The following is a 17,645-nucleotide window of genomic DNA, read 5'->3' on the forward strand; positions in this document are numbered from 1 at the left end:
GAGCACGACGGTCGCGTCTCCGCATGATCGATGCAGGGGCGACTTCAGTCGCCAAGCGGCGCGCAGCGCCGCCGCCCTGGTAGGAGCGAATTCATTCGCGATGGGATGATCAGGCCATGCACGGCACAGCATGGGTTTCGCTTCGCTCTACGCCATCCTACGGTCCGCGACCCCCCTCAAATCCCCCGGGTCATGAACCGATGGGCGGCGATGCCGGGGATAGTGGAGGGGCGCTCGTGCTCGACCACGAAGCCCAGGCGTTCGTAGAGCGCCTGGGCACGGGGATTGGCGGCGGAGACGTCGAGGGCGGCGCGCTGCAGGCCGGCGTGGCGGCCCTGTTGCAGGAGGTGGTCGATCAGTTGCCGGCCGATGCCCTGGCCGGTGAGGCCGTCCGCCACGCCCAGGTGGGCGAGGTAGCAGGTGGCGGCCGGTGGCGGCTGGATGATGCGCTCCAGTTGCAGGCCTCGGCGGATCACCGACGCGGCGCCGAGGCCGTAGAAGGCGATGATCTGCCCCAGCGCCGCGAGGCTGTGGCGCAGGTTGGCCTCGCCGCTGAAGGCGGTGCCGGTGGCGACGATGCGGCCGTCCTGCTCGCCCACCCAGTGCAGGCGATAGCCGAACTCGCCGGCTTCCCGGGCCAGGGTCCAGCGCAGGAAGTCCACCGCGCTGCGGCCGTTGCGGGCGAAGGCATGGTCGAAGGCGGCGGGGCCGGAGCGATACACCAGCGGGGCGATGGCCGGGGCGTCGGCCGGGGTCGCGGGGCGGAAGGTCAGGGCCATGGCGGAGGCTCGGAAGGGCAGGGGAAGGCGAAATTAGCACTTTCGTGCCACGTTTCGCGAGTGCCCCGCCGAGCCGCCCACCGCGCCGCCCTGAGCCCCGGGCAGCGCGGTTTTCCGGCTTCAGTCGCCCTGCAGCAGCTGCTGCACGCCGTCGAGGGCCTCGCGGCGCAGGCGCTCGACATCGAGCCCCGGGATCACCCCGTCATCCACCACCAGGCGCCCGCCCACCAGGCTGTAGCGCACCGCCATCGGCTCGCCGGCCAGCACCGGGGCGAGGGCCGGGTCGTGGAAGCCGAAGAAGCGCGGGTGGTCCAGGCCGTAGAGCACCAGGTCGGCGGCCTGGCCCACTTCCAGGGTGCCCACCGCGCCCAGGCCCAGCACCCTGGCGCCGCCGGCCGTGCCCCAGTGGATGACGTCCTCGGCCAGGGTGGCCGAGGCGCCCTGGTTGGCGCGGTGGATCAGCCAGGCGGTATTGGCCTCGCCGACCATGCTCCCGGACTCGTTGGAGGCGACGCCGTCCACCCCCAGGGAGATGGGCACGCCGGCCGCCGCCATCTGCGGCACCGGGGCGATGCCGCTGCCCAGGCGCGCGTTGCTCACCGGGCAGTGGGAGATGCCGCTGCCGGTCTGCGCCAGCAGGCGGATCTCCGAGGGCTGGGCGTGGACCATATGGGCGAACCACACGTCCGGCCCCAGCCACTCGTGCTCGGCGACGAACTCCACCGGCAGGCAGTTGTACTTCTCGCGGCAGAAGTTCACGTAGTTCTGCGTCTCCGACAGGTGCGTGTGCAGGCGCAGGCCCATGCGCCGGGCGCTCTGCGCCAGCTCGCGGAGCAGCGTCGGCGGCAGCGAGAAGGTCGGCGTGGTGGGCGCCACCACCACCCGGCGCAGGGCGTCCGGGGTGTCCTGGTGGTAGCGCGCCTTGAGCCGCTCGATGTCGCCGAGCATCTGTTCCAGGCTTTCCGGCTGCAGCGCGGTCTTCGAGAAGCCCGGGTGGGCGTTGGCCGACTCCAGCGCGCCGCCCCGGCAGAGCACGAAGCGCATGCCGAATTCTTCGGCGATGTCGAACAGCGCGTCGCCGCTCTCGGTGCTGCCATGGGCGTGGTAGAGGTAATGGTGGTCGGCGCAGGTGGTGACGCCCGACAGCAGCAGCTCGGCCATGCCCAGGCGCGCGGCGATGCGCACCAGCTCGGTGGTGAAGCGCGACAGGCGCGGGTAGGGCACGCTGGCCAGCCAGCCCTGCAGGTCCTGGTTGAGGCCGGCGGGCACGGCCTTGAGCAGGTTCTGCGCCAGGTGGTGGTGGGTGTTGATCCAGCCCGGGTAGACCAGGCAGTGGCGCGCGTCGATCACCCGCTCGCCGGCACCGGGCTGCAGGTCCTTGGCCATCTCGGCGATGCGCCCGTCGCGGATGCGGATGTCGACGTCACCGGCGCGGGCGCGGTCGCCGCGCAGGCCGGTCATCACCGCCTGGGGATTCTTGATCAGGATGTCGTTCATGAAGAGCTCCTGTGGTCGGGTTCAGAGCACGTCGTGGAGGGTCTTGCCGCTGGCGGCTTCCGGCACGCCGATGCCGTTGAGGGCGGCGTTGAGGCCCACCGACACCAGGCAGGCGATCACCACGCTGCTGTGCAGGAAGGGCTGGCTCCACTCGGGCAGTTGATGGAACAGGGCCGGGGAGAGCACCGGCACCAGGGCGGCGGCGATGGTGAAGCCGACGATCAGCACGTTGTAGCGGTTGCGCTCGTAGTCGACCTTGGCCAGGGTCTGGATGCCGGCGGCGGCGACCACGCCGAACATGGCCACGGCAGCGCCGCCCAGGGCCGCCGTGGGCATCGAGGCGATGATGGCGCCGGCCTTGGGGATCAGCGCCACGGTGCACATCATCAGCCCGCTGACGGCCACCACCCAGCGGCTGCGCACGCCGGTGAGGATCACCAGGCCGACGTTCTCCATGAAGGCGATGAAGGGGAAGGCGGCGAACATCCCGGCGATGGCGCTGGACAGGCCGTTGGCACGCAGCCCGGCGACCACCTGGCGGTCTTCCACCGGGCGCTCGACGATGTCGCCGATGGCCACGAACAGGCCCATGGATTCGACCATCTGCACGATCATCACCACCACCAGGGTGGCGATGGGGATCAGCGCGAAGGTGGGCACGCCGAAGTGGAAGGGCACCGGCACCGTCAGCCAGGGCGCCTCCTCCACGCCATGGAAGTTGCCCATGCCCAGCGCGTAGGCCAGGCCGCCGCCCACCAGCATGCCGATCAGCACCGACATGTTGCGCAGCAGCGGGCTGCCGTAGCGGGTCACCAGCAGGATCACCGCCAGCACCACCAGCGTCACCAGCAGGAAGCCGGGGGCGCCGAAGTCGCTGTGGTTGCGCCCGCCGCCGGCCCATTCGTAGGCGATGGGGAACAGCTGCAGGCCGATCACCGTGACGATGCAGCCGGTGACCACCGGCGGGAACAGCCGTCGCAGGCGCCCCACCCAGGGCGCCACCAGCATGGTGAAGACCCCGGCGCCGATCACCGCGCCGCAGATGCCGGCGACGCCGACATCGGGGTTGCTGCCGATGGCGATCACCGGCCCCACGCTGCTGAAGGCCGCGCCCTGGAGGATCGGCAGGCGCACGCCGAACTTCCAGAAGCCCAGGGTCTGCATCAGGGTGGCGATGCCGCAGCAGAACAGCGTGGTGCTGATCAGCAGCACCGTGTCCGGCTGGGACATCTTCAGGGCGCTGGCGACGATCAGGGGGACGGCGATGGCGCCGATGTACGAGACGGCCATGTGTTGCAGGCCGAGGGTGAGCATCTGACGGAGCGGCAGAACCTGGTCTACCGGGTGCACGGCTGAATTCATGGTGTAAGTCCTCTGGCGAATTGTTCTTGTTGCTGAGGGAACCCGTTCAGTGTGCCCAGGGCCGTCGCCCGGCTCACGGGCGTAGCGGCAGCCCGGAGCGTGGTCAGCCTGCGAGGCAGGCGGCGAACCCCTGGTTGAGGGCGGCGCGGTCGAGGTCGCGGCCGATGAACACGATCTTGCTGGTGCGCACCTCGTTGCCCCAGGGCGTGGAGGCGCGGAACTCCACCAGGCTGTGCACGCCCTGCAGCACGTAGCGCTGGTCCTCGCCCTCGACGGCGAGCACGCCCTTCATGCGGTAGAGGGTGTCGGCGTGGCGCTGGCGCAGGTCGCTGATCCAGCGGTGGAAGGCCATCAGGTCGATGGCCTGGGTCACGGCGATGCCCACCGAGCTGACGCTGGGGTCGTGCTCGTGGTCGGTGTCCGCAGCAGGCTCGTGGTGATCATGGTCATGGTCATGGTGCTCGGCGCCGATCTCCATCAGCTTGCGGGTGGCCTCGAAGGCGCCGACGCCGAGGATGCCGTCCAGGTCGATGCGCGCGTAGCTGGAGGTCACCATCTCGGCGGTGGCGTTGAGGCTGCGCACCTTGCCTTGCAGGTCGGCCAGTTCCTCGCCGTTCACCAGGTCCACCTTGTTGATGATGATGCGGTCGGCGCAGACGATCTGGTCCACCGCCTGGTTGTCCACGCCGTCCAGCTGCAGGTCCTCCAGGTGCTGGGCGACGTGCCTGGCGTCCACCAGGGTGACGATGGCGTCCAGCTCCACCTCCTCGGCGATCGGGTCGTCGATGAAGAAGCTCTGCGCCACCGGGTAGGGGTCGGCCAGGCCGCTGGTCTCGATGAGGATGCGGTCCAGGCGCACCGGGCGCTTCACCAGCTCGCGGATGATGCGCACCAGGTCCTCGCGGACCTCGGCGGTGCAGCACACGCAGCCGTTGACCATCTCGTAGATCTCCTCGCTCTCGGAACTGAGCACCAGGTCGCCGTCGATGCCGACTTCGCCGAACTCGTTCTCGATCACGGCGATCCTGTGACCGTGGTTCTCCTTGAGGATGTAGTTGAGCAGGGTGGTTTTGCCGGCCCCGAGGAAGCCGGTGAGGATGGTCACCGGGATCTTGCGGTTGGGCGTCGGGGCGTTGAATGCAGTGTTCATGCGAGCTCCTTCGGGGTTGCGGAATGGCCGCCGTCGGCGTTGGCGTCCGGGGCGGGTTCGCCCCAGCGCAGCGCGGTGCCGGCGTCGAGGCCGAACAGGTCGAGCACCCGGCCTAGGCTGTGGTCGACCATCTGTGAAAGCGATTGCGGGCGGGCGTAGAAGGCCGGCACCGGCGGGGCGATGATCCCGCCCATCTCGGTGACCGCCGTCATGTTGCGCAGGTGCGCCAGGGTCAGCGGCGTTTCCCGCGCCATCAGCACCAGCGGCCGGCGTTCCTTGAGGGTGACGTCGGCGGCGCGGGTCAGCAGGCTCGAGGACGCGCCGCTGGCGATCTCCGCCAGGGTGCGCATGGAGCAGGGCGCCACCACCATGCCCAGGCAACGGAACGAGCCGCTGGCGATGCCGGCGGCGACGTCGTCGGCGCGGTGGTGGTGGCTGGCGCGGGCGATGACGTCGGCCAGCTTGTAGTCGGTCTCGTGGGCCATGGTCAGCTGCGCCGCGCGGCTCAGCACCAGGTGGCTCTCGATCCCCAGCTGTTCCAGCAGCTCCAGCAGGCGCACGCCATAGACGAAGCCCGAGGCGCCGCTGATGCCCACCACCAGGCGACGGGGGGCCGTCATGACGCGCTCCCCGGCAGGTAGCCCTTCAGCAGTTGGCGCATGCGCCCCTGGATGCGCAGGTCGAGCTGCGCGCGGATGCCGTCGAAGCCGCTGCTGCGGGTGGCGTCCAGGCCCATGCGCGAGGTAGTGCCGTTGGCCGAGGAGGACGGGTCCAGCGGGCTGCCCGGCAGGCCGTCGATGGTGAACAGGTCCTGGTGTGGCTGGAAGTGCGTGGCCAGCGCCCAAAGCACCTGGCTGTCGTCGCTGATGTCGATGTCGCTGTCCACCGCGATCACCGTCTTCAGGTACGGGTCCCAGCCGAGCAGGGCGAGCATGATCTGCCGCGCCTCGCCGTCGCGGCTCTGGTCCAGCGCCACGTAGCAATGGAAGTGGGTGCCGGAGTTGGGGTAGTGCACGGCGGTCACCGCCGGGAAACGCGCCTTGAGCTTCTCGCTCATCTCCGCCTCGCGGGGCAGGCGCGCCAGGGTCAGGTGCTCGGCGTAGCGGCCGCCCACCACGTCCACCAGCCAGGCATCGCGGCGGCGCAGCAGGGTGTCGACGCGCAGCACGTTGTTGGTGGAGCGGTCGGAGGAGTAGCCGCTGAACTCGCCGAAGGGGCCTTCCTCGGCATAGGCGGTGGGGTCGATGGCGCCCTCCAGCACGAACTCCGAGTGGGCCGGCACGCCGATGCCGTAGCGCGGCGTCTTCACCAGCTCCAGGGGCGCGCCGAACAGGCCGCCGGCCACGGCGCGCTCGTCGGCGCCATAGGGCAGGCGCGCGGCGGCGGCCAGCATGAACAGCGGGTGGGCGCCGACCACCATGGCCACCGGCAGCTCCTCGCCGCGCTCGCGGGCGGCCTGCAGCATGCGCCACAGGTGGCCGCGCGAATGCAGGCTGGTGGCCAGGGCCTGGCGGGCATGGCGCATGGAGCGGTGGTAGCTCATGTTGGCCACGCCCGTGACCGGGTCCTGGGCGACGATGATGGCGTTGGTGATGTAGGGCCCGCGGTCGCTGTCGAAATGCTTGAGCATCGGCAGCAGCGCCAGGTCCAGCGCCTCGCCTTCGAGCACCTCGTCGAGCACCGGGCCGGTGGCCAGGTAGACCGGCGGAACGGGGGCGTTGGCGCGGGCCTGGAACGCCTCGTGGAGCTTCGCCGGGGTGGTGCCGAAGAGCCGGGCGATGCGGGTTCGCGAGGCGAACAGGTTGGTCACCACCGGCACGCCGAGGCTGCCCACCCGCTCGCAGATCAGCAGCGGGTGCTGGCCCCGGGCGGCCAGGGCGTCGACCAGGGCGGTGACGTCCTGGTCGGCGGAAAGGGGTTCCTTGATGGTCAGCACGTCGTCGGCGAAGCGCTCGCGGTAGGCCTCGATGAACGCGTGGAAATCCTGGGTCGTGGCAAAGCTCGGCAGGGTCATGGTGCACCTCTCGAAAAGCAGGCGGTCCCGGGGCGCGGGGTGTCCGAGTCCCTGCACGCGGCCGGCCGATGGCCGACCGCGCGCGGTCCCCGGGACGCCTGTAAGTACCGCAGTGGAAACCCTAGAGGTAGGTGGTGGTCAGGCGGATCTCCGCCTCCGCCAGGTCCTTGGGCGGCGGCGTCGGGTCGATGCCCACCAGGCGGGCGATGTTGTTGCCCAGGTAGTCCTCGAGGTGGTCCTCGTCGATGCCCAGCCCTTGCGGCGCGGGGGAGCAGAGCACCTCCAGCTCGCGCAGCCACATGCCCGGCTCGTTCGGCGGCGAATCGGTGCCGAAGACGATCTTGTGGCGCGGCAGCTCCTTGGCGAACTCGACGATGCGCGACTGGAAGCACCAGCCCGACTCGCAGTACACGTTGGGCGTGTCCATCGCCATCCAGAAGGCCTCGAAGGAGTAGTTGCCGCCGGTCTGGATGCCGAAGTGGCCGATGATGAAGTTCACCATCGGGAACTCGCGGATGATCGGGTAGAACATGGTCGGGATGGTGTAGGGCCCGTCACCGGTGTGGATCAGCACCACGATGTTGTACTTGGCGCAGACCTTCATCGCCGGGCGCAGCCAGTCCAGGGCGCGGTCGGGGCGGTAGCCGTGCATGTTGGCGTGCAGCTTGAGCATCTTGAAACCGTATTCCTTGACGTGGAATTCCAGCTCCGCCGCACCGTTCTCCGGGCCCCAGCGCGGGTTGAAGGTGAAGTTGCCGATGAAGCGGTCGGGGTACTTCACGCACAGCTCGGCGATGTAGGACATGTAGTCGCGCACGCCCTCGCGGCCGCGGCGGTTGCCGTCGCGGTAGCCGGTGTTGCCCGGCGGCGGCTGGATGAAGCCCATGTCGATGCGGCGCGGCTTGCCGTTGATCATGTAGGGGCCGTCCATCAGCTTGAGCATGCGCTCGCCGGTGAAGGGCGTGCCGGTGTGGCGCCAGGCCTCGTCGACCAGGTTGGTGGGGTGCAGGTGGGTGTCGATGATCATCGCATCAGCTCCTGGCCAGTTGCGTGGTGACGGGGCTCTTCAGCAGCGCCTCGGCCTCGGCGAGGCTGCGCGGCGGCGGGGTCGGCTCCAGGCCGATCATCCGGGCGGTGTTGTTGCCGAGGTAGTCCTCGAGGGTGTCCTCGTCCAGGTCCAGCCCCTGGGGCGGCTCCATGCACAGCACCTCCAGCAGGCGCAGCCACATGCCCGGCTCGTTGGGCGGGGTGTCGGTGCCGAAGAGGATCTTGTGGGTCGGCAGGACCTTGGCGAACTCGACGATGCGCGATTGCAGGCACCAGCCGGATTCGCAATAGACGTTGGGCAGCTCCATGGCCCACTGCATGGGCTCGAACACGTAGACGCCACCGGTCTGCACGCCGAAGTGCGCCATGATGAAGTCGACGTTGGGGAACTCCTTGATCATCGGCACCCACTCGGAGGGGATGCTGTAGGGGCCGTCACCGGTGTGCAGCTTCACCGGCACGCCCAGCTCGGCGCATTTCTCGAAGGCCGGGCGTACCCAGTCCAGGGCGCGGTCCGGGCGGTAGGCATGCATGTTGGCCTGCATCTGGACCATCTTGAAACCGTGCTCGGTGACGTAGCGTTCGATGGCCTCGACGCCGTTCTGCACGCCGCAGCGGGGGTTGTAGACGAAGCAGCCGATGAAGCGGTCCGGGTAGGTCTGGACCATCTTCAGGGTGTAGGCCATGTAGGCGTCGATGGATTCGCGGCCCGACAGCTCGCCGTCGGTCCAGGTGTAGATGGTGTTGCCCTGGGGCGGCTGGATGAAGGCCTTGTCGATGCGGCGCGGCTTGCCGTTGACCAGATAGGGGCCATCCATCATCTCCAGCAGGCGCTCGCCGGTGAAGGGGTCACCGTCGTGCCTCCAGGCGAGGTCCACCCGATCGGTGGGGTAGCAACTGATATCGATGATCACAGTTCGATCTCCTGATAGTGCGGGGAAGGAAGACCTTCCGGTTCGCAACAGATCGACCTGTGCAATGGCCATTGCTAGGTGCCTCGCAGCACCTTCCCGCGCCTCGTTGCAGGGCGCACAGGACCTGAGCTGTCGCTTGGTCCGCAGTATCGGGAGGGGCTTCGGAGCGCGACCAATACTATTTGGCCGCTGGGTTGATATGCGCTGGATATCGGCCCCGCAAGAGGATGATTTGCAAGGGGTTATCCACAGCGCCATGCCCGCGTTGGGCACGAATTCACCGCGCTAGTGGCTTCCGTAGGATGGGTAGAGCTACGCGAAACCCATCAATGCGGCGCCTCAGGCATAACGGCGTGCCCGGTCCGACTCCGCCTGGTGGATGAAAAAAGCGACCTCCACCCTACACAGCGGTCATGTCCGTGCAGCGCCGCCGCTTTTCCCGTGGCTCGGTGCTCGCTCCGCCAGCATGGGTTTCGCTTCGCTCTACCCATCCTGCGAGTGCATTGCCCGCCGTAGGATGGGTCGCGATCGGGCTTCCAGGTGCTCACCCGATCCCTTCGAACGTTTTCGCCGCCATCTCGCGGATCGCATCGACCATGGGCGCGACCTTCTCGGCGCCGCCGTGGGGCCAGAGGGCGTAGAGGTTGTAGTGCGCGGGAATGCTGGTGCGGGTCAGGCGCACCAGGCGGCCTTCGCGCAGGGCGTCGGCGGAGAGCAGGCCGCGCACCAGCCCCACGCCGGTGCCGGCCTCGGCGGCGGCCAGCAGGTTGGCGACGTTGTCGAAGACCATGGTCGCCTGGGGCTCCATCGGTTCCAGCCCGGCGGCATCCAGCCAGGGAATCCACGATCGGCGCGAGTAGCCCAGCAGCGGGAGTTTCAGCACCTCGGCCGGCTCGATGGGCGCGACCAGGCCGTGGCGTTGCAGCAGCGCGGGGGAGGCGACCGGGGTGACGCGGTCGTCGCAGAGGGGGGCGAACTCGCAGTCCTGCCACTCGCCGTAGCCGTAGCGCAGGCTGAGGTCGACGCGCTCGAACGCCTGGCGCTCCAGGCGCGGCATGGACAGGAAGAGGATCTCGCGGCCGGGGAACAGCGCCAGCAGCGTCGGCAACCGTGCGTTCAGCCAGCTCTGCGCCAGCTCGGCGTCGACATCCAGGGTCATGCGCCGGGGCAGCTCGCGGTTGCTCACCGAGGACAGCGCCTTGTCGATCTGCATCAGGCCGTCGGCGAGCATCCCGGCGAACAGCTGGCCGGCGTCGGTGAGGCTGCTGCGGCCCTTCTCGCGGAGAAACAGCGGCTGCCCGACGAATTCCTCCAGCGTGCGGATCTGCTGGCTCACGGCGCTGTGGCTGAGGTCCAGGTCGCGGGCGGCCTGGGAGAAGCTGCCGGTGCGGGCCGCCTGGAGGAACGCGCTCATCGACTGCAGCGACGGGTATCGCTTGTACATGGCTGTTAGTCCTGCTTACACGGGTTGGCGGAAATCGTCGCTGGCTGGCGCCACAGCTCCCACCCACTATGGGGCGGCACGACTACACGCGAATTCTCGCCTCAGTTCAAGGAGCGCCCGGCATGATCGAGATCGTGGTGAATGGCACGCGCCATCAGTTGGAAGGGACGCTGGCGTCCACGCCTTTGCTCTGGGTACTGCGCGACCGCCTGTACCTGACCGGCACCAAGTTCGGTTGCGGCGGTGGTTTCTGCGGCGCCTGCACGGTGCACCTGGACGGCACGCCGATCCGCTCCTGCCAGTTCCCCCTGGCGGCTGCGGCGGGGCATGCGATCACCACCATCGAAGGGCTGTCCGCCGAGGGCGACCACCCGCTGCAACGTGCCTGGGTCGAGGAGGACGTGCCGCAGTGCGGCTACTGCCAGTCCGGCCAGTTGATGTCGGCGGCGGCGCTTCTGGCCTCCGGCAGCTCCATCGACGACGACGCCATCCGCTCGGCCATGGCCGGCAACCTTTGCCGCTGCGGCACCTATCCGCGCATCGCCAAGGCCATCAAGCGTGCCGCCGCCGAGCGCGGGGAGGCGTCATGAGCCTGGCCCGGCCGCTGGCGCGGCGCACCTTCCTCAAGCATTCGGCGACCCTGGCCTCGGGCCTGGCCATCGGCTTCCACCTGGGCGGCGCCCAGGCCGGGCGCGAACTCGGCACGGCCGCCGGGGCCACGGCGCCCTTCGAGCCCAACGCCTGGGTGCGGGTGCTGGCCGACGGCACGGTGAGGATCGTGGTGCACAAGCACGACTCCGGCACCGGCACCCACACCGCGCTGGCCGCCTGCGTCGCCGAGGAACTGGACCTGGACCCGCTGGAGGTGCAGGTCATCACCCCCGAGAACCCCTTCTTCGAGGCCTACCGGCACCCGCTGTGGAAAGTGTTTTCCACCGGCGGCAGCACCAGCGTCTCCCTGGAGTACGGGCGCCTGCGCGAGGCCGGCGCCACCGCGCGCACCCTGCTGGTGGAGGCCGCGGCGCTGCGCTGGGGTGTGGCGCCGGGTGATTGCAGCACCGGCGGCGGGCAGGTGCTGCACGGCGCCAGCGGGCGCAGCGCGGGGTATGGCGAGCTGGCCGACGCCGCCGCGCAGCTGCCGGCGCCCAGGGCGGTGAAGCTCAAGGACCCGGAGCAGTTCAGGTACATCGGCAAGCTGCGCCACAAGCGGCATGCGGCGGATAAGGTCAGCGGGCGCTTCGAGTACGGCATCGATGCCCGCGTGCCGGGCATGTGGGTGGCGGTGGTGCAGCGCAGCCCGGTGGTCAACGGCCGGGTGGCGCGCATCGACGATGCGGCGGCGCTGAAGGTGCCCGGCGTGCACCGGGTGATGCGCATCCCCGCGCAGGACAAGGTGCTCGGCGGCAACCAGGAAGGCGTGGCGGTGCTCGCCGACGACTACTGGGCCGCCAAGCTGGGGCGCGCCGCGCTGGTGGTGGAGTGGCAGGGCGGCCTGGCGGATTTCGACAGCGCGCAGCTGGCCGGGGTCCAGGCCAAGGCGCTGGAAGCCGTCGACGCCGCGCCGGTGCCGACGCTGCAGGCCGGCGATGCCGCTGCGGCCCTGGGCGGCGCCGGGCGGGTGATCAAGGCCGATTACCGCATGCCCGCCAAGATGCAGAACCCCCTGGAGCCGGTGTGCGTCATCGCCTGGCTGGATGCGGGCGGGATCACCTTCAAGGGCGGCGTGCAGGTGCCGTCCTTCGCCATGGAGGCGGCCGAGGTGGTCTGCGGCCTGCCGCCGGAAAAGGTGCATATCGACGAAATGGTCTCCGGCGGCAGCTTCGGCGCGCGGGAGGCCAAGTACTGGCTGTTCGAGGTGGCCTACCTGGCCGCCCAGGCCAGGGTGCCGGTGAAGCTGATGAACAGCCGCGAGGACGAGATGCGCGCCCTCTACGGCCACCCGGCCACCCTGCACCGCCTGGAAGGGGCCCTGGACGGCGAGGGCGGATTGCAGGCGCTGCGGCTGCGCGCGGTGGCACCGGCCTCGCCGGAGATGTGGGAGCCGGGCTACTTCGAGCGCCCGGACCGCATGGACTACAGCACCACCGAGGCCATCAGCGCGTTCGACTTCGCCTACCGCGCGCCGCACCTGGACCTGGCCTGGCTGCGCCACGAAAGCGGCGTGCCCAGCGGCTGGTACCGCTCGGTGAGCTTCATCCCCAACGTCTTCGCGGTGGAGAGCTTCATGGACGAGCTGGCCCAGGCCGCCGGCCGTGACCCGCTGGACTTCCGCCTGGCGCACATGCACGAGCGCCCGCGCCACGTGGAGGTGCTGCGCACCGCGGCCCGGCGCGCCGGCTGGGGCACTGCGCCCGGGCCCGACTCGGCCCTGGGCATTGCCACCAACCAGGGCTACGGCAGCTTCATCGCGGTGATCGCCCAGGTGGCCCGGCGCAACGGCACGGTGCAGGTGGAGCGCCTCACCTGCGTGGTGGATTGCGGGCTGGCGGTGTCCCCCGGCGGGGTGGAGGAACAGCTCCAGGGCGGGCTGATGTGGGGGCTCGGCCATGCGCTGTTCGACCGCCTCGACATCCGCCAGGGCCAGGTGGTGCAAAGCAACTTCCATGACTACCGGGTGGCGCGCATGTCGGACATGCCGGCGCTGGACATCCAGGTGCTCGAAGGCGCGCGGGACAAGCCCGGCGGCGTCGGCGAACTGGCCAGCCCGGCGGTGGCGCCGGCCATCGCCAACGCGGTGTTCCGGCTCACCGGCAAGCGCCTGCGTGATACGCCGCTGGTGCTGGATGCGCTGGGCTGAACGGGGTGATCTGAACGGGCTGCGGAGGCTGCATGGACTTACGACTGCTGCGTTATTTCTCGGTGCTCGCCGATGAGCTGCACTTCGGTCGTGCGGCCACCCGGCTGCACATGTCGCAGCCGCCCCTGAGCCAGCAGATACGCCTGCTGGAAGAGGCCCTGGGCACGCGGCTGTTCGAGCGCAGCCACCACCGGGTGGAACTCACCGAGGCCGGCCGCACCCTCAAGCAGCAGGTGCCGCTGGTGTTCGAGCAACTCAACCGCGCGCTCGACCTCACCCGCCAGACCGCGCGCGGCCAGTTGGGCGAGCTGGAGATCGGCATGATCAGCTCGGTGATGGTCGGCGTACTGCCCCGGGCCCTGAACCGCTTCCGCGTCCACTACCCGGACGTGCGCTGGCGCCTGCACGAGATGACCCCGGCGGCGCAGCTGATGGCGCTGAAGGAGCACCGCATCGACGTCTGCGTGTTCCGCGTCGGCCATGACGACCCCGGCCTGCGCAACGAACTGCTGCTCTACGAGCCCCTGCGCGCCGTGCTGCCGGCGGAGCATCCGCTGGCCCAGCAGGCGTCGCTGGCGCCGGTCGATCTGGCCGGCGAATTCTTCGTCACCCTGGAGCTGAACCAGTCGAGCTTCGCCAACTTCCTCGTGCAGTGCTGCGTGCAGGTGGGTTTCAGCCCGCTGATCCGCCAGCAGGTGATCGAGGTGCAGACGCTGCTCGGGCTGGTCCAGGCGGGGTTCGGCGTGGCGCTGCTGCCGGCGTCGCTGGAACAGCTGGCGCCGGCCGGTGTGGTGTTCCGCCGCCTGCAGCCGGCGCTGCCGGAGGTGCCGCTGTACGCCATCTACCGCGCGGGCGACGACTCGGCGGTGCTGCAGCGCTTTCTCGAAACACTGCGCGAGCAGAGCGCCGCCGAGCGCGGCATGGCCCCGCCGTTGCCGGCCTGAATCAGCGGCCTGCGGCGGCCAGCCACGCCAGCATGCCCAGCCCGGCGCGGCGGCCGCTGGCGAAGCAGGCGGTGAGCAGGTAGCCGCCGGTAGGGGCTTCCCAGTCGAGCATTTCGCCGGCGCAGAACAGGCCGGGCAGGGCCTTGAGCATGAGGTTTTCGTCGAGCGCCTCGAAGGGCACGCCGCCGGCGGAGCTGATGGCCTCGTCCAGCGGGCGCGGGCGCACCAGGGTGATGGGCAGTGCCTTGATGGCGGCGGCGAGACGCGCCGGGTCGGTGAACACTTCGGCCGGGGTCAGCTCGCGCAGCAGCCCGGCCTTGGCCCCGTCGATGCCCAGCTGGCCGTGCAGGTGCTTGGCCATGGAGCGCGCGCCGCGTGGCCTGGCCAGGGCCTTGATGACCTTCTCCAGCGGGTGGTTGGGCAGTAGGTCCAGGTGCACCGTGGCGCGGCCGTCGCGGGCGATGCCCTGGCGGATGCGGGCGGACAGCGCATAGACCAGGCTGCCCTCGATGCCGCTGGCGGTGAGCACGAACTCGCCCGGGCGGGCCGGCTCGTCGCCCAGGCGCAGGGCCACGGTCTTCAGCGGCGCACCGGCGAACTTGTCCTTGAGCAGTTGGCTCCAGCCTTCCACCTCGAAGCCGCAGTTGGCCGGTTGCAGCGGGGCGATGGCGACGCCACGGCCTTCCAGCAGCGGCACCCAGGCGCCGTCGGAACCCAGGCGCGCCCAGCTGCCGCCGCCCAGGGCGAGCAGGGTGGCGCGGGCTGCGACGCTGCGTTCGCCCTCCGCCGTGGCGATGCGCAGGTCGCCCTGTGCGTCCCAGCCCAGCCAGCGGTGGCGGGTGTGGAGGGCCACGCCCGCCTCGCGCAGGCGCTTGAGCCAGGCGCGCAGCAGCGGCGCGGCCTTCATGTCGGTGGGGAACACGCGGCCGGAGGTGCCGACGAAGGTGTCGATGCCCAGGCCGTGGATCCACGCGCGCAGCTCCTCGGCGCCGAAGCCGTGCAGCAGCGCGGCGACATCGTCGCGGCGTTCGGCATAGCGGGAGAGGAAGGCGTCGCTGGGCTCGGAGTGGGTGATGTTCATCCCGCCGACACCGGCCAGGAGGAACTTGCGGCCCACCGAGGGCATGGCGTCGTAGAGGTCGACCCGCACGCCGGCGAGCGCCAGCGTTTCGGCGGCCATCAGGCCGGCGGGGCCGCCACCGATGATGGCGACGGGGAGGGAATTCTGGGTCATGGCGGGCTTGGCGAGGTTGGGCTGGCGCGCATTCTAGCGCAGGCCTCGCCGGGGGGCATGGGCGCCGCGCGGGGCGGCGCCCGGCGGGCTCACTGCTGCTGGCGCAGTTGCGGCTCGGCTTGCGGCTGTTGCTGGTGCTGCAGTTCGGCGCGGGCCTTGGCCCGTTTCACGTATTCCTGGTAGGCGGGGATGGCGATGGAGGCGAGCATGCCGATCACGAAGATCAGTGCGATGCCGCCGATGAGGCCGGCCACCCAGGCGCTGCCCTTGGTGCGGCCGTACTTGGCGTTCCACTTCTGGTCACTGGTGCAGAAGAACACGATGGCCTCGATCAGCGAGACCAGGCTGGGAATGCCGGTGCCGATGAACAGCAGGTAGAACAGCCCCCACCACTGGCCCAGGTAGAAACGGTGGAAGCCGAGGCCGCCGAGGAACAGCGCGAGAAAGCCCGCGACGATCTTGTTTTTGGGGTTCAGGTTCTGGTCGGCGCCGCAGCGCGGGCAGGCCTGTGCGGTCGGGGTGATGGAGGAACCGCAGTTGCGGCAGAACACGCTTTCCGCTTCGAGGTTGGCGTTGGGCGCCTGGTAGGCATGGACTTCCATGGAGACATCCTTGTGAGGGGAAAGCGGCGACTCTAGCAGTGCCTCGAAACGACTGCTAGCAGGTGGCCATGTTTCTGTGGAGGCGGCGGGGATTGGGGGTTGTGGGGTGTTTGCGGGAATGGTGAGGGGGGGGAGGCGTTGCGAGAGGGTGTTGGGATTAGGTGTATTCGGTGGGCTGAAGCGGAACGCCGCCCGGCCCGCCCTGCGCCGTATCCACTCCGATCCTTGGCGGGTCAGGTGAGGCCCTGGCTGTGCCAGACGCGGGCGGCGCTGTGGTGGAGGATGCCGTGGCGGCGGGCGAGGGCTTGGCGGTCCTTGCTGTAGCCGCCGCCGATCAGGCCGACCACGGGAATGTCGCGGCCCAGGCAATGGCGCATCACGGCTTCGTCGCGGGCGGCGACGCCGGCATCGGTGAGTTGCAGGTAGCCCAGGGCGTCGTCCTGGTGCACGTCCACGCCGGCGTCGTAGAGCACCAGGTCGGGCTGGTAGAGCGGCAGCAGGTAGTTCAGGGCGTCGTCCACCACCTTGAGGTAGTCGGCATCGCCCATGCCCATCGGCAGGGGGATGTCCCAGTCGCTCTCGGCCTTGCGTGCGGGGAAGTTCTTCTCGCAGTGCAGCGACACGGTGATGGCCTCGGGCGTGTCGGCGAGGATGCGCGCCGTGCCGTCGCCCTGGTGCACGTCGCAGTCGAAGATCAGCACGCGCCCGACCCGGCCGGCCGCCAGCAGGTAGCGGCTGATCACCGCCAGGTCGTTGAAGATGCAGAAGCCCGCCGGGAAGTCGTAGTGGGCGTGGTGGGTGCCGCCGGCCAGGTGGCAGGCGAGGCCGTGTTCCAGGGCGAGCTCGGCGGCCAGCAGCGAGCCGCCCACCGCACGCACGGTGCGCCGTGCCAGGGCCTCGCTCCAGGGCAGGCCGAGGCGGCGCTGGTCCTCGCGGGAGAGCTCGCCCTGCTGGTAGCGGGCGATGTAGTCGGGGCAATGGGCGAGGGCGAGCACCTCCGGCGGGCACAGCTCGGGGCGCCGCAGCTGCTCGTCACGGGTCAGCCCGCTGGCCACCAGGTGGTCGCGCAGCAGGCGGAACTTCTCCATGGGGAAGCGGTGCCCGTCGGGGAAGGGCGGGCTGTAGTCGTCGTGGTAGACCAGCGGCAAAGGCATAATGCGGAGTTGTTTTTCGTCGGCCGGGTCGCAGAGAGTAACGCGGCGGCTGTCCATCTCGTAAGCACCGCCACTCTTGGGAGGAACCGGCAATGCCCCTCGAACTGCAGACCCCGCGCCTGCTGTTGCGCGCCTGGCGCGACGACGACCTCGACCCCTTGGCCGCGCTCTGCGCCGACCCCGAAGTGATGCGCTACTTCCCCGGCACCCAGAGCCGCGAGGAGGCCGCCGCGCTGATCCAGCGCGCCCGCGCCCATGCCGCCGAACACGGCTTCGGCCTCTGGGCCCTGGAGCGCCGGGACAACGGCGAGTTCATCGGCTTCACCGGGCTGGGCAAGGTCGGCTTCGAGGCGCCCTTCACCCCGGCCACCGAGATCGGCTGGCGCCTGGCCCGCGCGCACTGGGGCCAGGGTTACGCCAGCGAGGCGGCGCGCGCGGCCCTGGCCTGCGCCTTCGACACCCTGCAACTGGCCCAGGTCGTGGCCTTCACCGTGCCCGCCAACAAAAATTCCAGCGCGGTGATGGAGCGCATCGGCATGAGCCGTGACGAGACCGGTGATTTCGAGCACCCGAAGGTCGCGGTCGGCCACCCGCTGCGCCAGCACATTCTCTACCGCATCCACCGCCAGGACTGGCTGCAGCGGCCATGAGCGACGGGCTCCGCGCCGGCCACGCACGCCAGGCATCGCCCGGCGAGCGGGAGGGCG

Annotated in this window: 16 protein-coding genes; 4 read left to right on the forward strand and 12 right to left on the reverse strand. The window is 70.0% G+C overall.

The genetic code is table 11. From position 1 onward, the window contains the following. Nucleotides 1-176 precede the first annotated feature (176 nt). The 9 genes from ACYJSS_RS29750 to ACYJSS_RS29790 form a co-directional block, all read right to left on the reverse strand. Nucleotides 177-779, reverse strand: coding sequence for a GNAT family N-acetyltransferase (locus ACYJSS_RS29750; protein ID WP_236206522.1), 603 nt, complete (start codon nucleotides 777-779; stop codon nucleotides 177-179). A gap of 120 nt (nucleotides 780-899) precedes the next feature. Further along, nucleotides 900-2,276: an amidohydrolase family protein gene (locus tag ACYJSS_RS29755; protein ID WP_236206523.1), complete on the reverse strand. Its 1,377-nt coding sequence runs from the start codon at nucleotides 2,274-2,276 to the stop codon at nucleotides 900-902. Nucleotides 2,277-2,297: 21 nt separating this feature from the next. Then, nucleotides 2,298-3,638 (reverse strand): nucleobase:cation symporter-2 family protein, encoded by a 1,341-nt coding sequence (locus tag ACYJSS_RS29760; RefSeq protein ID WP_111264522.1) that lies wholly within the window; start codon nucleotides 3,636-3,638, stop codon nucleotides 2,298-2,300. Between the two features lie 103 nt (nucleotides 3,639-3,741). Beyond that, nucleotides 3,742-4,788, reverse strand: a complete 1,047-nt coding sequence (locus ACYJSS_RS29765; RefSeq protein WP_236206524.1) for a CobW family GTP-binding protein — start codon at nucleotides 4,786-4,788, stop codon at nucleotides 3,742-3,744. After that, nucleotides 4,785-5,408, reverse strand: a complete 624-nt coding sequence (locus ACYJSS_RS29770; protein WP_236206525.1) for a UbiX family flavin prenyltransferase — start codon at nucleotides 5,406-5,408, stop codon at nucleotides 4,785-4,787. Before ACYJSS_RS29770 ends, ACYJSS_RS29765 begins: the two co-directional genes overlap by 4 nt. After that, a complete protein-coding gene (locus ACYJSS_RS29775) occupies nucleotides 5,405-6,802 on the reverse strand; it encodes a UbiD family decarboxylase (protein ID WP_236206526.1) in 1,398 nt (465 codons plus the stop codon). The genes ACYJSS_RS29770 and ACYJSS_RS29775 overlap by 4 nt, the downstream gene beginning before the upstream one ends. Nucleotides 6,803-6,923: 121 nt before the next feature. Continuing rightward, nucleotides 6,924-7,829, reverse strand: a complete 906-nt coding sequence (locus ACYJSS_RS29780; protein ID WP_021217539.1) for an amidohydrolase family protein — start codon at nucleotides 7,827-7,829, stop codon at nucleotides 6,924-6,926. 4 nt (nucleotides 7,830-7,833) lie between these two features. Further along, on the reverse strand, nucleotides 7,834-8,763 hold the full coding sequence (locus ACYJSS_RS29785; RefSeq protein ID WP_111264527.1) for an amidohydrolase family protein: 930 nt from the start codon (nucleotides 8,761-8,763) through the stop codon (nucleotides 7,834-7,836). A 544-nt stretch (nucleotides 8,764-9,307) separates the two neighbouring features. Continuing rightward, nucleotides 9,308-10,207: a LysR substrate-binding domain-containing protein gene (locus ACYJSS_RS29790; RefSeq protein WP_111264528.1), complete on the reverse strand. Its 900-nt coding sequence runs from the start codon at nucleotides 10,205-10,207 to the stop codon at nucleotides 9,308-9,310. A 122-nt stretch (nucleotides 10,208-10,329) separates the two neighbouring features. Between ACYJSS_RS29790 and ACYJSS_RS29795 the strand changes: the two genes are divergently transcribed. From ACYJSS_RS29795 to ACYJSS_RS29805, 3 genes are read left to right on the forward strand one after another with little or no spacing between them, the layout of a single operon-like run. Then, a complete protein-coding gene (locus tag ACYJSS_RS29795) occupies nucleotides 10,330-10,797 on the forward strand; it encodes a (2Fe-2S)-binding protein (protein WP_111264529.1) in 468 nt (155 codons plus the stop codon). Then, nucleotides 10,794-13,004 (forward strand): xanthine dehydrogenase family protein molybdopterin-binding subunit, encoded by a 2,211-nt coding sequence (locus ACYJSS_RS29800; RefSeq protein ID WP_236206527.1) that lies wholly within the window; start codon nucleotides 10,794-10,796, stop codon nucleotides 13,002-13,004. The genes ACYJSS_RS29795 and ACYJSS_RS29800 overlap by 4 nt, the downstream gene beginning before the upstream one ends. Nucleotides 13,005-13,036: 32 nt before the next feature. After that, entirely contained in the window at nucleotides 13,037-13,948 is a 912-nt protein-coding gene (locus ACYJSS_RS29805) for a LysR substrate-binding domain-containing protein (RefSeq protein ID WP_111264531.1), read from the forward strand. A 1-nt stretch (nucleotide 13,949) separates the two neighbouring features. Here the strand turns inward: ACYJSS_RS29805 and ACYJSS_RS29810 are convergent, their stop codons facing one another. From ACYJSS_RS29810 to ACYJSS_RS29820, 3 genes are all read right to left on the reverse strand, one after another. Beyond that, entirely contained in the window at nucleotides 13,950-15,182 is a 1,233-nt protein-coding gene (locus tag ACYJSS_RS29810) for a TIGR03862 family flavoprotein (protein WP_111264532.1), read from the reverse strand. Nucleotides 15,183-15,271: 89 nt separating this feature from the next. Beyond that, entirely contained in the window at nucleotides 15,272-15,784 is a 513-nt protein-coding gene (locus ACYJSS_RS29815) for an NINE protein (protein WP_111264533.1), read from the reverse strand. Between the two features lie 233 nt (nucleotides 15,785-16,017). Further along, nucleotides 16,018-16,938, reverse strand: coding sequence for a histone deacetylase family protein (locus ACYJSS_RS29820; RefSeq protein ID WP_043245055.1), 921 nt, complete (start codon nucleotides 16,936-16,938; stop codon nucleotides 16,018-16,020). 92 nt (nucleotides 16,939-17,030) lie between these two features. Between ACYJSS_RS29820 and ACYJSS_RS29825 the strand changes: the two genes are divergently transcribed. After that, nucleotides 17,031-17,588, forward strand: a complete 558-nt coding sequence (locus ACYJSS_RS29825) for a GNAT family N-acetyltransferase (RefSeq protein WP_111259662.1) — start codon at nucleotides 17,031-17,033, stop codon at nucleotides 17,586-17,588. The last annotated feature ends 57 nt before the right edge of the window (nucleotides 17,589-17,645 follow it).

The organism is Pseudomonas sp. No.21 (assembly GCF_054558415.1).

Excerpts from the sequence above, each read along its gene's own strand:
- ACYJSS_RS29770 (WP_236206525.1), bottom strand. The coding sequence starts at position 5,408 with ATGACGGCCCCCCGTCGCCTGGTGGTGGGCATCAGCGGCGCCTCGGGC.
- ACYJSS_RS29790 (WP_111264528.1), bottom strand. The coding sequence starts at position 10,207 with ATGTACAAGCGATACCCGTCGCTGCAGTCGATGAGCGCGTTCCTCCAG.
- ACYJSS_RS29775 (WP_236206526.1), bottom strand. The coding sequence starts at position 6,802 with ATGACCCTGCCGAGCTTTGCCACGACCCAGGATTTCCACGCGTTCATC.
- ACYJSS_RS29765 (WP_236206524.1), bottom strand. The coding sequence starts at position 4,788 with ATGAACACTGCATTCAACGCCCCGACGCCCAACCGCAAGATCCCGGTG.
- ACYJSS_RS29780 (WP_021217539.1), bottom strand. The coding sequence starts at position 7,829 with ATGATCATCGACACCCACCTGCACCCCACCAACCTGGTCGACGAGGCC.
- ACYJSS_RS29815 (WP_111264533.1), bottom strand. The coding sequence starts at position 15,784 with ATGGAAGTCCATGCCTACCAGGCGCCCAACGCCAACCTCGAAGCGGAA.
- ACYJSS_RS29810 (WP_111264532.1), bottom strand. The coding sequence starts at position 15,182 with ATGACCCAGAATTCCCTCCCCGTCGCCATCATCGGTGGCGGCCCCGCC.
- ACYJSS_RS29800 (WP_236206527.1), top strand. The coding sequence starts at position 10,794 with ATGAGCCTGGCCCGGCCGCTGGCGCGGCGCACCTTCCTCAAGCATTCG.
- ACYJSS_RS29750 (WP_236206522.1), bottom strand. The coding sequence starts at position 779 with ATGGCCCTGACCTTCCGCCCCGCGACCCCGGCCGACGCCCCGGCCATC.
- ACYJSS_RS29755 (WP_236206523.1), bottom strand. The coding sequence starts at position 2,276 with ATGAACGACATCCTGATCAAGAATCCCCAGGCGGTGATGACCGGCCTG.
- ACYJSS_RS29825 (WP_111259662.1), top strand. The coding sequence starts at position 17,031 with ATGCCCCTCGAACTGCAGACCCCGCGCCTGCTGTTGCGCGCCTGGCGC.
- ACYJSS_RS29795 (WP_111264529.1), top strand. The coding sequence starts at position 10,330 with ATGATCGAGATCGTGGTGAATGGCACGCGCCATCAGTTGGAAGGGACG.
- ACYJSS_RS29805 (WP_111264531.1), top strand. The coding sequence starts at position 13,037 with ATGGACTTACGACTGCTGCGTTATTTCTCGGTGCTCGCCGATGAGCTG.
- ACYJSS_RS29760 (WP_111264522.1), bottom strand. The coding sequence starts at position 3,638 with ATGAATTCAGCCGTGCACCCGGTAGACCAGGTTCTGCCGCTCCGTCAG.
- ACYJSS_RS29820 (WP_043245055.1), bottom strand. The coding sequence starts at position 16,938 with ATGCCTTTGCCGCTGGTCTACCACGACGACTACAGCCCGCCCTTCCCC.